This window comes from Planococcus sp. SSTMD024, assembly GCF_041320495.1.
Taxonomy (GTDB): Bacteria; Bacillota; Bacilli; order Bacillales_A; family Planococcaceae; genus Planococcus.
Map to the genome: position 1 here is coordinate 103,198 of NZ_JBGGNS010000019.1, position 13,099 is coordinate 116,296.

Here is a 13,099-nt window from a genome sequence, read left to right on the forward strand (position 1 = left end):
TTAGAAAATATTTCATTACTAGTTACAATGATCTTCATGGAGAGTCTGGATTGAGTCTAAATGACTTGTTTCTATCTACACATCTATTGATATAGAAAAGTTTCACTAATGACCTTGAGCATCTAATCACCAAAAGAGAATCCAAATAAAGTGATCAAAAATAGTGCGAGTAAAATGGCGCTAACTATCGTTGTCACCCAAGGTGCGATGAGGCTTCTGCCGGTTTCTTTCACTATGCCGGCTATTCCAAATAGTAGTCCGAGAGGTGCGGTAACAAATGAATACAAAATAATCGTTAAAGCTCCTAAGCCATTGATGAACAACATGTTTACGATCGAGATGATTTGAATGACGAGAATCAAAAGCACGGCAAAAGAGATTTTGCCCATGTTTGTTCTTGGCACAGTATCCCTCCTTTTAAACAAATCTGTACAGAAATCAAGTGAATTTTGCGGTGATGACAATTTAGCCATACCTTATCGAATCTATAGTCAATTTTAAAGAATAAAAGCTTTTCTTTTGTAATAAGTACTTTATAGCTCTTATCAAATGTATAAGTACTCGGTTTCTTAGATAGAATGATTGATGCATTTTTTGCTCCTATTATATTTGGTTAATTTTAATGCCCGGTTTTTTTAAATTACATATAACACAAGTCCGGATATCAAGTATTGAACAGCACTCCATTTAACGCATTTACATATCTTTTCGCTGATCTTTGCACGGCTTCCCCTGCATTCTTAACTACGATTCGGTGAAAGGCATCATACATGCGGTCGAAGCGCATTTCGCCTAACTGTGCCGCCATTCTTTCGACAGTGGACGCCGGCAGCGGGATGAAGTTTGGGTAGCTGTACATAAAACTGACCCATCCGCGGTCTGCCACGACGCGGACGATATCGCCCGTCAGTAATACGCCTTTGCCGTCGTTTCCGTTTTTCCACTCCAGGATGGCTGCGCCTTTGAAATGGCCACCGATCCGGTGCAGCGTGAACCCTTCTGCAACTTCGAGCGATTCGCCTGACCAAAAGATAATGCGATCGCTGGGTCTCGTCACCCATTGCTTGTCGTCTTCGTGAATATAGATTGCCGCATCGAAGGTTTCAGCCCACTCGACTTGAGTTGAATAGTAATGGGGGTGGGACAAAGCAATGGCATCGATCCCGCCTAGCTTTTGAATCGTTTCGATTGTCGCAAAATCAAGATAGCTTATACAATCCCACAGGATATTGAAGTTCTCTCCTTGAACCAAATACGCCGTTTGCCCAATCGCAAAACTTGGTACCGTCGTGAAACTTGTGAGCCCTTCCTCTTCCGACAAAATCTTGTTTTTATAAGTGTTGGATTGAACCATCTCTTCCAATGTCGTCCAACTTTGCCCTTTGGGACTGACGTATTGGCGTTCTTCTGTACAGATCAAACAATGCTCTGGCGCTGACTCAGCACTTTCGGTTTGGACGCCGCATGTATTGCAAATAAACGTGTTCATGTTCTCCATCCTTTCTATTTACAACTGTCTAGTTAAATTCAGTATATCCTAAAATTGTCAATTTTCATTCATTCATAGGTCCAATTTTTCTGTTTATTTCCCTTGCATGTGACTGAAATTAAAAAAAGCTGCCGAAGCAGCCCACGTTCTCCTGCTTCGACAGCTTTTCGCTTATAAAATTAAGGATGCCGTTGTATCGTCAATGACCAACACATTAAAGTACCCGCCTCTTAAAGCGGCTTTGATGCTTTCCGCTTTATGCGCGCCTTCTACAATGCCGATTACTTCGGGAATGCGTTTGTATTCCTCGATATCAAGCCCGATGACCAACTCATTCAAGGGGTGATCGATCTGTTTTCCGTTTTGGTCGTAAAAACGCGAACCGATATCCCCGACTGCGCCTGCTTTCTTTAAAGAGACTAGACTTTCATCTTTTAAATACTCCATGGTGGTCATCGTGGATTGTTCAAACGGATTGCCGATCCCGACTACTGCCATATCCACATTGCGCCCTTCTTCCAACACCAAGGCAATATCTTCCGACTCGATCAAGCGCTTTTTCAATTCCTCGTTTTCCACCATCGCCGGAGCGTACAAATATGAACAGGTCGTATTCATCTTTTGGGCCAATTGATACGCCAATAGATTCGAGTGGATCTCCACCAGTTTTGTTCCCATGCCGCCGACCAGGGGGATGATCTTCACTTGCTGGTGCTGCTCATAGGGATATTCCTGTACAAACTTTGCCAATGTCAGTCCCCACGAAATTCCAAGTTTCTTGACGCCTTTCATATTTTTCGAGACATAAAAAGAAGCGGCTTTTCCTAGTGATTGCTTGACCATTTCAGCATCCCGCCCCGCTGACGGGACCACGATGGCTTCTTTCAGTCCATACTTCTTTTCAAGGCGGTTTTCCAGTTCTACAGTGTGCGCATTTTCATCTCTGATGTAAATTTCGACGATTCCATTTTCCCGTGCTTTATTCAGCAACTTGGAGATCAACGGACGGGACACACCCACTTTTTTCGCAATCTCCGCCTGTGTGAGTCCTTCAAAATAATACAATGTCGCTACTTTCACGATTTGCCTGCGCTCGTCCCAATTCATTGTCATTGCACCTTCTCTTTTACATAAACTTGAAAGCGGTCAGTAAACCGCTTTCATTTGTTTGTTGTCACTGATTGCATTTACCAGTTAACACGCTCATGAACAACTATACTACATGTATTCACTCAATTGTCGCCCGATTACAATCTGTCTCCAATGGAATCGCTTTAACGGCGTTAATGGTGAACGCCTTTGCCGATCCAAGAGGCGGCTGCTTCGTACAAGCTCTCGGTAATGGTCGGGTGGGCATGCACCATTGAAGCCAGTTCATCCACTGTGCCTTCCAAATGAATAAACGCAGAAGGCTCTGCGATCATTTCCGTTACGTGCGGGCCGACCATGAGCACGCCCAAAATTTCTCCGTACTTGGTGCTGGCAATCAGTTTCGTAAACCCTTCTTTCTCATCCTGTGCCAGCGCTCTACCGTTTCCGGCATGGTCGACTCTTACGACTTTGTAGTCGATGCCTTGCCGCTTTGCATCGGCTTCAGTTAGGCCGACACTGGCAATCTCAGGACTGGTGTAGACGCAGCGCGGCACCATCCGGTAATCAACCGTCTCTGTTTCGCCCGCTGCATTCGCAGCTGCCACGACTCCTTCTGCACTCGCGACATGGGCGAGCTGCCAGCCGCCTGTTACATCACCAACCGCATAAATGGAAGGATCGCTCGTCTGCATGGCGCTATTTACTTTGACGAAAGCACCATCCATCTCGAGGTTCAAGTCATTAAAGGCCGAGGTATTGGGCGACCTGCCGACAGCCATCAACATCGCTTCGGTGTCCAGTGTCTGTGCTTTTCCACTGTCCGATTCCACATGAACAAGCTGGCGGCCATCGTGCTGTTCGATTTTCATCACTTTGGTATTTGTCAGGATGGTGATCTGTTTCCTTTTTAAGGACTTCGACAGCGCTTTGGAGGCTTCCGGTTCTTCACTCGGCACGATCCGGTCGTTCATTTCCACGATGCTCACCGGCACATTCAAGCTGGCAAAGATGCACGCAAGTTCTACGCCGATGATGCCGCCGCCCACAATCACCATCGATTCCGGAATTTTGTCGATATCGAAAATGGTGTCACTCGTGAAATAAGCCGACTCTTCGATGCCCTCAATTGCCGGGACAAGCGGGCGTGAACCGGTCGCGAGAATGATTTTGTCTCCTCGAATGATTTCCTTTTTCTCAGCCAGCTGTACCGTAATTTCCCCGTCCGCTTGAACGTTTCCGACGCCATTATAGACATCGATTTTCCCTTGTTTTAATAGATGGGCAATGCCACTCCTCAATTGTTGGATGATGGCATCTTTGCGCCCAAGCATTTTGGAAAGGGAGAAGGTCATGTCTCCGGTTTCAATGCCCCAGGATTTGGCTTTTTCGATTGTTTCGATCACTTCTGCAAGTCTCAATAAGGTTTTCGATGGAATGCAGCCTCGGTTCAAACACGTGCCGCCGAGTTCGCGCGCTTCAATCAACGCGACTTTTTTCCCGAGTTTCGCAGCGCGTATCGCGGCAACATATCCGCCTGGGCCTCCGCCAAGCACCACCACTTCGTAACTATTCACTCACATCTACTCCTTACACCAATAATTTAACCGGCTGTTCGAGCGTTTCTTTTAATGCAGTCAAAAAAGCAGCGGCCGGTGCCCCGTCAATCACCCGGTGATCAAATGACAAGCTCAAGACCATCATGGGCCGAAGCTCGATGGCGCCGTCGATGCCCACTGGTTTTTCATGGATGCGACCCACGCCAAGAATAGCGGATTCCGGTTGGTTGATGACCGGCGTAAAGGCGTCGATGGCATACATCCCTAAATTGCTGACGGTAAACGTGCCGCCTGACATTTGTTCCGGCGCAAGCTTATTGTCGCGTGCTGCTTTGCCCAGGCGCTTGGATTCTTCCGTCAATGAGGACAGTCCTTTTTGGTCTACTTGTTTCATGACCGGAACCATGAGGCCGTTGTCGACAGCGACGGCAAGGCCGAGATTGATATCCGTTTTGTAGACGATTTCGTTGCCTTCAAGTGAAACATTGACATTCGGATGTTGTTTCAAAGAACTGGCAACGGCTTTTAAAATGATTTCCGTATAGGACAGCCGGAACCCTGTCAGCTGTTCGATCGGCCCAAGCAATTGCTTTCGCAGGCTGATCGCATCAGACATGTCGACTTCTGTCGTCAAAGTCACGTGAGGAGCGGTCGACTTGCTTTGTGCCATGCGCTGCGCCACGACTTTCCGGATTCCGTCCATTTTCACTCGTTTGTCTTCCGATGCAGCAGGGACAGGTCCTGGCCCTTTGGCATTTTCCACATCGGCGCGGTAAATTTTGCCGTTAGTGCCTGAGCCTTTTATTTCCTGCAAGTCAACGCCTTCAGCGGCTGCTACTTTTTGCGCAAGCGGTGTCGCTTTAGCAGAGGTTGTAGATGTAGCAAACTCCATCACATCGTTTTGTTGAATCCGCCCGTTCGGCCCAGAACCTGACACATCAGACAAGGCGATGTTTTCCTCTCTTGCCACTCTTCTAGCTGCCGGCGTTGCGCGAGGTTTTTCAGCAGCGGTTTTTTCGCCTTGTGAGCCAGCGCTTATATGTTCAGTGGCCGTTTCGCTGATTCCCTGTTCCGTCAAATCCTCTACTTGAGCTTGTCGCGAATCGCTTACATCTTCTTGCTCTTTGGCCGCCCCCGATTCGCCTGGTGGTGAATCCGGTACTTTTTCGCCCGCTTCACCGATATAGCCGACCACGTGGTTGATCGGCACTTCGTCGTCTTCTTGAAAATATTTTTTCAGCAAGATGCCTTCTTCGTAAGATTCCACTTCGATGTTGATCTTGTCCGTCATGATTTCAAATAACGGCTCTCCGACATCAACGGCATCGCCTTCGTTTTTATACCATTGCAAAAGCGTTCCCACTTGCATCGTGCTGCTTAGTTTTGGCATGAATATTTCCTTGGCCATCAGCCTGTTCCCTCCTTTCTACTGGCGGTTTAATGTCTCTTTTACAGCCATGATGATATCTTCAACTCCAGGAATGGCTGACTTTTCAAGTTCCGGGTTATACGGAATTGGGACGGCTTTTCCACCCAATCGCTTAATCGGGGCATCCAAATAATCGAATGCTTCGCTTTCGGCGATCACACTGGCAATCTCTCCGCCAAAACCGCCGCGCTTGACCGCTTCGTGCACGACGACGAGGCGGCTCGTCTTCTTGACGGACTTGATGATGGTGTCGGTATCCAATGGCACAAGCGTACGGGGATCGATCACTTCGACACTGATTCCTTCTTTCTCGAGTTCCAAAGCCGCCTCCAGTGATTTATGGACCATGATCGCCGTAGCGACAATGGTTACATCGCTGCCTTGCCGTTTAATATCTGCTTGGCCGAGCGGAATGGAATATAATTCTTCGGGTACATCCGATTTTGTTTTATAGCATAATTTATGTTCGTAAAAAATGACCGGGTTGTCTTCATCGATTGCGGCTTTCAGGAGCCCTTTGGCGTCGTATGCCGTGGATGGCTGGACGACTTTCAAGCCGGGAACATGGGCCATCCACGCTTCCAGGCTTTGGGAATGCTGGGCAGCTGCCCCGGTGCCGGATCCTGCCGGTGTGCGCAGCACCATCGGCACTTTCCCTTTCCCGCCGTACATATAACGGATTTTGGCTGCTTGGTTGACCATATTGTCCATGGCGATGGTCATGAAATCGGAAAATTGAAGCTCCAAGATCGGGCGCATGCCTGTCAATGCGGCTCCCACCGCTGTACCAGAGATCGCCGCTTCCGAGATCGGGGTATTGCGTATGCGCTCCGGGCCAAATTCCTCGATCATTCCGCGAGTGACACCGAAAGCTCCCCCGTAAACGCCTATATCCTCTCCCAGGATAAACACGTCTTCATTTTGCCGCATCTCCTGGCTCATCGCTTCCCTAACGGCTTCCAAATAAGTCAGTTCCCTCATAGTCTTCCGCTCCTTTGCTGCTCTTTATGCATAAACGTCTTCCAGTAAATCCTCAATGGTCGGCATCGGGCTTTGTTTTGAAAACTCGACAGAATCCTCGATTTCCTTTTTCGCTGCGGCTTTGATTTCTGCGGCTCCTTCTTCTGTCAGCAACCCTTCCTGAATCAATGCATCCCGGAGACGCGCGATTGGATCTTTTGCCCGCCATTCCTGTTCTTCTTCCCGCGTGCGGTATTTTTTGGCGTCGCTTTTGGAGTGGCCTTTCCAGCGATAGGTTTTGGCCTCGACAATGGACGGGCCATCTCCATTTCGCGCGCGGTCCACTGCAGCGCTAACACCCTTCATGACGTCGAACACATCATTTCCATCCACGACTGTTCCGGGTATTCCGTAGGCATCGGCTCGCTTCGCCACATCTTCAATGTTCATCATTTCTTTTGCAGGGCCGGACATGCCGTACTGGTTGTTCTCACAAATAAAGACTACCGGCAGTTTCCAAATGGACGCCAAGTTCAGCGCTTCGTGAAAGCTGCCTTCATTGGATGCCCCGTCGCCAAAGAAACATAAAACAACATAGCCTTCATTCTTCATTTGTGAAGTCAATGCCGCTCCAGTGGCAATCGCAAATCCGCCCCCGACGATGCCGTTGGCGCCCAAATTGCCTTTGTCCACATCGGCAATATGCATGGAGCCGCCTTTGCCTTTGCAATAACCCGTTGTACGGCCAAATAGTTCTGCCATCATCCGGTTGACTTCCGCCCCTTTTGCAATGCAATGCCCATGCCCGCGGTGCGTACTCGTGATCTTGTCCCGCTCTTCTAACACCGCGATCGCACCGACCGCTGACGCTTCTTGCCCGACCGCTAAATGCGTGGTGCCATGAATCATGCCTTTGGCGAAAAATTCATCGACTTTCTCTTCAAAAAATCGTATCTGCCACATTTGCTTTAATAAGCTGGTTAACTCCGTGTCCTTGAGATGCGCTGGCAAAGTAAATGATTGTGTCATGAAAAACACCCCTTTTTTACATTTGTATAACTACGTAACATTTGTAAAAATTATAAGTCTTTTCAGACTATTCGTCAAGAAGAAAAGGGCCAGACTCCTCTATGATCCAGAAGTTTGGCCCTTTCAGACGGCGCATTATTTTTTCTTCGGTTTATACGTGTTGATCACACGACGGGAAGAATGGACATCTTTTAACACACGATACGGTTTCCGGATGGCCCGGTACGGCAGTGATAACAGCAGGTGGCTGAGATCTTCCCTGTATTCTTTCGTGACACGTGTCGGTTTAGTGGAAATCCGTTCGTATAATTCTTTATAAAATTCTTTTTTGAGGTCCATGTTCATATCAATCGTACGGTTGCATTCCATGCAGCGAATGCGTTTGATATCATCGTTGATGTACGTAATTTCATGATTGACGTCTTCTTTGCAATGGATACAGTATAGGCCTGCTTCCATCTTTTTCACTTTCATACTAGAACACCTTCTTCTTTAGGTAGTTAACATGCCTCCGCAATGATGAGAGCCTTTGTCTAGTACCATTAAAGCAAATACAGATCAGTAAACGATTGGGACGGTGATTAAGGGTTGGCAGTAACCGTATCATCTTGAATGCGGCGCAATCTCCAAATGGTCGATTCCTGGGTTTGCACCACATCGTCATACGTGATGATTTCACCTTTTTGGACAGGACGTTTCAACTGGACATGACGATCGACCAGGCCGAGAGGCAATGCGTTCTTTTGTTTCGCCTCAGCGGCTGAAAGTATGCTGCCATGGACTGTAAATCCACCGATGCTATCCAGGAACTGGCCTTCTTGTAGATCGGTTTTCGCGACCGTCACGGTTTCCGCCTGCAGCCCTTTCCACGGGGCAATCGTTGCCTCATTGTAAATATACGCGCGGGCGATGGAAATCGGCGTCTCCAAACTGGTCAAATGGTACGGGCGGTATAGCACGTAATTCGGCCCTTCCCCCATGCTTAAGTATTGCATTTCGTGATTGACCTCTTCTTTTTCAGAAGCAATGATGGCAAATACGCCTGGCGCTACCCCATTGATATACTCAACAATCTTTTTATTGCTGACTTGGCCGCCATCTTCTTTTAATTTAAAAATTTCGGGCAGCCCTTTTACATCACTTACAAATCCATGCATGCCTGGTGTATCCGGAAGGAATCCTGTGGCATTGGCGACAGCCGTCATTTCCACCATCGTTTTCGTGCCGTCCTGGAACGATGCCAGCATTTTTGCGCTGGCCCCTTTTCGTGCCGCTTCTTCTGCTGCGGTATCGGGGTTCGCTGCCAAGTTCAATGGATTGTTTTTGCCTTTCCCGAGCGCCACCACTTCAAAACCGAGTGCATCCGCGAAATCGTACAGTTCCATGACGGCTCCGGGTTCATCTCCGGCTGTTCCGGTATAGACCACGCCGCTGGCATCGGCCATTTTCATCAGCAAAGGGCCAATTGTGACATCCGCCTCTACATTGAGCATGACGATATGCTTTTTGTTCAAAATTGCATCCCAGGCGATTTTCGCGCCGATGTCTGGCACTCCGGTTGCATCGACCACTACATCCACTCCCGGCAAAGAAGTGACCAAATGGGCATCGGTCGTCGCTGCCACCTTGCCCGACCGAATCGCTTCAGCTGCTTTTTCAGGCTCATTCGTTTTAACGATATCGCCATCCGCGACACCTGCTTTTAAATAGGCATTCACCACATTTTCAAGCTGGATGTCTGCGGTGATGACCACGCGCATTCCTGACATATTTTCAATCTGGGAGACCATCCCTCTTCCCATCTGGCCTGCACCGACAAGCCCCACTTTGATGATCTTTCCTTGCTTCTCCAATTCTTCTAGCTTTCTATTTATCCCAAGCATGGCCCAGTCTCCTTTATGTCAGACTTTTAATATACGGATTTCAGCTCCGAGCGCCAGTTCCGGCAGAGGCGTTTTTTCCACACACATCGTGCCCGGCAAATCTGCATTGCAATCTCCTGTAAAAGCGATCGTGCAATGCCCGATGTCCCGAAGCGTTTCATTCACTTTGCTGCCAACGAAAAGTATTTCGTACCGTTCCCCATTGATTTCCAAAAAATCGCCCACTTCTACACCTTCAAGCAAGTCCGCTTTTTCATGGATGACGGCGAATGAGCGAAGTTCTTCTGGAACGGTGTTATTGAAAATGACCATCATACTTTCTTCGGCGAACAATTCCACTTCGTCCCCGATTTCTGTGATTTTCGCTTCGTATTTTTTTATCATATGCTTTCCACCCAATCCTTTTTTAATACATACCAAAGCTCAATAAGTACGCGATGACAACAGCCAGCGGCCCTGTAATCAGCCGTGAAATCAATACCGCTGGCACACCGACCTCGATGGTTTCCGGTTCTGCTTCCCCGAGAGTCAACCCGACCGGAACAAAATCAGCCCCTACTTGAGGGTTGATGGCGAACAAGGCAGGAAGTGCGAGTTCAGGCGGAATGTTGCCGCGCCCGATTTCCACACCAACCAAGACGCCGACGACTTGCGCAATAACTGCGCCTGGCCCGAGCAAAGGAGACAAGATAGGCAAAGAACAAACGACTGAGAGAATGAGCAGCCCCACAAAGTTTCCGGCAAGCGGCGTTACGAAGTTTGCGATGATGTCCCCGATGCCTGTAAAGGTGATGATCCCGATTAACATACTGACAAATGCCATGAAAGGCAAAATATTCTTGATGACCTGGTCGATTGTTTCGCGTCCCGCTTGATAAAGAACCCCGACCACTTTTCCTGCACCACGGCCGACCCGTTCGACGATGTTCATCTTTTTCGGCGGCTCGTCGCTGCTGTTCGCTGCCACTTTTCTTCTGGCTTCCTCTTTTAATTCCTGTGGAGTTTTGCGCACGGCTGGTGCTACCGTTTCATCCGCCGCTTTTTTTACTTCCTCCTGGTCTTCATAGGGTGCCGCTTCTGTACTGATATCTGAAACCGTTACCCCTGAGACGAAATTCTCTTCATTGATGAATTTCATCAATGGCCCGGATGGCGAGGTCGGATTTACATTGATCGTTAGGATGTTCATTTTTGGATAGACACCGCAACGCGCTGTTCCGCCGCAGTCAATGATGACGCAAGCCATCGTTTCTTTCGGATAGGAATTCTTGAACCCATCTACTGCTTCAGCACCTGTTAAGCGGGCAATTTCCGTTGCCACAGGGTGAATGCCCCCACCTGTAACCGATACGATGTAGCGCTGCGTTTCGTTTGGACGGATGGTCAGCGGGCCGCCCCAACCTCCTCGGCCTTTAGTCACGGAAATCGCTTTAAAATTTAATGGTGATTTAATGTCTGACATTTCGCCTGCCCCCTTTTCAATTAAGCACCTTTACTGTTAAACTTCCATGCCTTTTGATTTCATCATGCGGATCGTAATGAATTCAGTTACGATTCCACGAAGCAGGATAACGATGATCCCGACTAAAAAGAAACGGATAGCTAAAGGTCCGAGAGACAAGCCCAGCTCCGTAATCCCAGCTGCGATTCCGAGATAGACGAATAGTTCAGCTGGGTTCGCATGCGGGAACAATCCAGTAATGGGGTGTACAAATGACACAGCGGAGTCATAAAAAGCCGGTTTTTGTTTTTCAGGCAAAAATTTGCCGAATGTATAAGCCATCGGATTCGTTAAAAAGAAGACCGCCAAGACGGGGAAGATCGTATAGCGCAAGATAATGTTCTTTGTGCTCTTTGCGGCCAAACGGTTGATGCGTTCTTCACCGATCAACCGGATCAACGCATTGATTGCCGTGATTAGAACAATCAATAAAGGAATGATTCCTGTGACAAGCCCTGTAAATGTATCTGCCCCTGCTTGGAACATGCCGATAAAGCCTTCAGCGAGCGAAACTAGAAAATCCATCCTGATTCCTCCTTATACTGCTAGATTCGTTTTTTTGCTCATTTGCGCTTCAATTTTTTCAATTGCCATTTTAAACGCCTGCCCATCGGGTTCATCGTTCAGTTTTTCTTTTAACGACTCGATATGCAGCCCATTGTACTTAGAAAACTCCTCAAATCGGCTAAATACCGTCACCCCTTTCATGAGTTGGCACTCGATCAACAAGCCCTCTTCATCTGTCACCAATATGGCGATGACGCCTATTCCTAATTTTTGTTTCTGTATGCCCACCCCCAGATAACCGGAAGGCCGATTGCTCATTTTTTTTAATGTAGCTTGGTAATTCCTTAACTGGATTTTCGTCATCAAAATTTGAAGGATCCATATCCCTGCAAATATAGCGATAAACCATCCCCACAAAATATATCCCCCCTCGCCTTTTACATTTGTTCAAACTAAGCACAAATGTTATTAGAGTTATTATAAAAGCGCTTTCAAAATAAATCAATAGTTGTTGAAAGAATATTTTAATTATTTCGCCAAATGTAAATATCGGTTTCTTGGAAGCTGGTTTTGTCCACGTGTTTGGGGACTTGCAGCAGACTTTCTACTATAATAAAGGCGCTTGTTGTAATGTGATGTTCTTTGTATCGAGCCAGTTATTATTGTTTCCTATTGAAAACAGCGGTGCGAATATTGGTTTCGCACCGCTGTTTTATTTTTCAATTTGATGACAGCAATCGATTTTTAAAGAAACACAATAAACGCCAAGACGCTTGCGAGCACAATACGGTAAATGGCAAAGGGCATCAACTTGACGCGTGCGATAAGTTTCAGGAAAAACTTGATGGAAATTAACGCGAATATAAAGGCAGCAGCAAATCCGGCGGCATAGAAGCTGAGATGATCAAATGAAATGGCTTCCCAATTCTTCACGAGTGAGACAATCGAAGCTCCAAGCATGATCGGCACGGCCATGATAAACGTAAAATCAGCTGCGGTTCTATGATCCAAGCCAAGAAGTACGCCTCCTGAAATAGTTGAACCTGAGCGTGAAAAGCCTGGCCATAGTGAGAAACATTGAACAGTTCCGACACTCAATGCTTTGAAATAGCTGATTTCATCCAGTGAATTGATCGACGGTTTTTTGGGACCGAATTTATCGGCGATGATCATGAAGAAAGCGCCAACGACCAAACCGATCAGTACGGTTTCAATGCTGAATAGGTGCTCGTCAATGAAATCTTCAAACAGCAAGCCGAAAATCCCAGCCGGAATAATGCCGATTAAAACATGCAACAAATTGAATGCCGTGAGCGTGTCTTGCTCGATTTTGTACAAACCGACAAGGCTCAGCATGCGTTTCCAAAAGATGAAGACGACCGCGAGTATGGATCCGAGCTGAATGACGATTTTGAAGGTATTGGCTGATGGCCCGCCTAAAAAGCCTTCGGTGTTGAGCCACAAATCATCAAAGATGATCATATGCCCCGTTGATGAGATGGGCGCGAATTCGGTCAGGCCTTCCACTATCCCGAGCACCAGCGCTTTCAATATTTCGATGATCTCCATAATTGCTCCTTTTAAACGTAATGGACGGACAATATGAAGACGCTTGTTTTTTTGCATTGGTTGCGCTAAAAAGTTCTTGGCCGA

The 13,099-nt window shown here is 47.4% G+C and carries 14 protein-coding genes; all 14 read right to left on the reverse strand.

Annotation, left to right across the window (positions count from 1 at the left end; translation table 11 throughout):
• Positions 1-122 precede the first annotated feature (122 nt).
• Positions 123-404: a hypothetical protein gene (locus tag AB9R92_RS04405; protein ID WP_370668297.1), complete on the reverse strand. Its 282-nt coding sequence runs from the start codon at positions 402-404 to the stop codon at positions 123-125.
• Positions 405-664: 260 nt separating this feature from the next.
• Positions 665-1,489, reverse strand: coding sequence for an MBL fold metallo-hydrolase (locus AB9R92_RS04410; RefSeq protein WP_370668298.1), 825 nt, complete (start codon positions 1,487-1,489; stop codon positions 665-667).
• A gap of 171 nt (positions 1,490-1,660) precedes the next feature.
• Positions 1,661-2,596 (reverse strand): sugar-binding transcriptional regulator, encoded by a 936-nt coding sequence (locus AB9R92_RS04415; protein ID WP_370668510.1) that lies wholly within the window; start codon positions 2,594-2,596, stop codon positions 1,661-1,663.
• A gap of 176 nt (positions 2,597-2,772) precedes the next feature.
• On the reverse strand, positions 2,773-4,155 hold the full coding sequence (gene lpdA, locus AB9R92_RS04420; protein ID WP_370668299.1) for a dihydrolipoyl dehydrogenase: 1,383 nt from the start codon (positions 4,153-4,155) through the stop codon (positions 2,773-2,775).
• Between the two features lie 13 nt (positions 4,156-4,168).
• Complete coding sequence (locus AB9R92_RS04425) at positions 4,169-5,545, reverse strand: dihydrolipoamide acetyltransferase family protein (protein ID WP_370668300.1); 1,377 nt, start codon at positions 5,543-5,545, stop codon at positions 4,169-4,171.
• 18 nt (positions 5,546-5,563) lie between these two features.
• Positions 5,564-6,547: an alpha-ketoacid dehydrogenase subunit beta gene (locus AB9R92_RS04430; protein WP_370668301.1), complete on the reverse strand. Its 984-nt coding sequence runs from the start codon at positions 6,545-6,547 to the stop codon at positions 5,564-5,566.
• Between the two features lie 24 nt (positions 6,548-6,571).
• Entirely contained in the window at positions 6,572-7,555 is a 984-nt protein-coding gene (locus AB9R92_RS04435) for a thiamine pyrophosphate-dependent dehydrogenase E1 component subunit alpha (protein WP_370668302.1), read from the reverse strand.
• A gap of 135 nt (positions 7,556-7,690) precedes the next feature.
• Positions 7,691-8,029, reverse strand: a complete 339-nt coding sequence (locus AB9R92_RS04440; protein ID WP_370668303.1) for a bh protein — start codon at positions 8,027-8,029, stop codon at positions 7,691-7,693.
• Between the two features lie 107 nt (positions 8,030-8,136).
• Complete coding sequence (locus AB9R92_RS04445; RefSeq protein WP_370668304.1) at positions 8,137-9,438, reverse strand: NAD(P)H-dependent oxidoreductase; 1,302 nt, start codon at positions 9,436-9,438, stop codon at positions 8,137-8,139.
• An 18-nt stretch (positions 9,439-9,456) separates the two neighbouring features.
• Positions 9,457-9,822, reverse strand: a complete 366-nt coding sequence (locus AB9R92_RS04450) for a PTS glucitol/sorbitol transporter subunit IIA (RefSeq protein WP_370668305.1) — start codon at positions 9,820-9,822, stop codon at positions 9,457-9,459.
• A gap of 22 nt (positions 9,823-9,844) precedes the next feature.
• On the reverse strand, positions 9,845-10,900 hold the full coding sequence (gene srlE / locus AB9R92_RS04455) for a PTS glucitol/sorbitol transporter subunit IIB (RefSeq protein WP_370668306.1): 1,056 nt from the start codon (positions 10,898-10,900) through the stop codon (positions 9,845-9,847).
• Between the two features lie 36 nt (positions 10,901-10,936).
• Entirely contained in the window at positions 10,937-11,464 is a 528-nt protein-coding gene (gene srlA, locus AB9R92_RS04460; RefSeq protein WP_370668307.1) for a PTS glucitol/sorbitol transporter subunit IIC, read from the reverse strand.
• A 12-nt stretch (positions 11,465-11,476) separates the two neighbouring features.
• The gene (locus tag AB9R92_RS04465) at positions 11,477-11,863 is read right to left on the reverse strand and encodes a transcriptional regulator GutM (protein WP_370668308.1); all 387 of its coding nucleotides are present in this window, start codon (positions 11,861-11,863) and stop codon (positions 11,477-11,479) included.
• Between the two features lie 327 nt (positions 11,864-12,190).
• Complete coding sequence (locus tag AB9R92_RS04470; protein WP_370668309.1) at positions 12,191-13,015, reverse strand: undecaprenyl-diphosphate phosphatase; 825 nt, start codon at positions 13,013-13,015, stop codon at positions 12,191-12,193.
• Positions 13,016-13,099: the final 84 nt, after the last annotated feature.

Excerpts from the sequence above, each read along its gene's own strand:
- AB9R92_RS04410 (WP_370668298.1), bottom strand. The coding sequence starts at position 1,489 with ATGAACACGTTTATTTGCAATACATGCGGCGTCCAAACCGAAAGTGCT.
- AB9R92_RS04415 (WP_370668510.1), bottom strand. The coding sequence starts at position 2,596 with ATGAATTGGGACGAGCGCAGGCAAATCGTGAAAGTAGCGACATTGTAT.
- AB9R92_RS04425 (WP_370668300.1), bottom strand. The coding sequence starts at position 5,545 with ATGGCCAAGGAAATATTCATGCCAAAACTAAGCAGCACGATGCAAGTG.
- AB9R92_RS04430 (WP_370668301.1), bottom strand. The coding sequence starts at position 6,547 with ATGAGGGAACTGACTTATTTGGAAGCCGTTAGGGAAGCGATGAGCCAG.
- AB9R92_RS04435 (WP_370668302.1), bottom strand. The coding sequence starts at position 7,555 with ATGACACAATCATTTACTTTGCCAGCGCATCTCAAGGACACGGAGTTA.
- AB9R92_RS04440 (WP_370668303.1), bottom strand. The coding sequence starts at position 8,029 with ATGAAAGTGAAAAAGATGGAAGCAGGCCTATACTGTATCCATTGCAAA.
- AB9R92_RS04445 (WP_370668304.1), bottom strand. The coding sequence starts at position 9,438 with ATGCTTGGGATAAATAGAAAGCTAGAAGAATTGGAGAAGCAAGGAAAG.
- AB9R92_RS04450 (WP_370668305.1), bottom strand. The coding sequence starts at position 9,822 with ATGATAAAAAAATACGAAGCGAAAATCACAGAAATCGGGGACGAAGTG.
- srlE (WP_370668306.1), bottom strand. The coding sequence starts at position 10,900 with ATGTCAGACATTAAATCACCATTAAATTTTAAAGCGATTTCCGTGACT.
- srlA (WP_370668307.1), bottom strand. The coding sequence starts at position 11,464 with ATGGATTTTCTAGTTTCGCTCGCTGAAGGCTTTATCGGCATGTTCCAA.
- AB9R92_RS04470 (WP_370668309.1), bottom strand. The coding sequence starts at position 13,015 with ATGGAGATCATCGAAATATTGAAAGCGCTGGTGCTCGGGATAGTGGAA.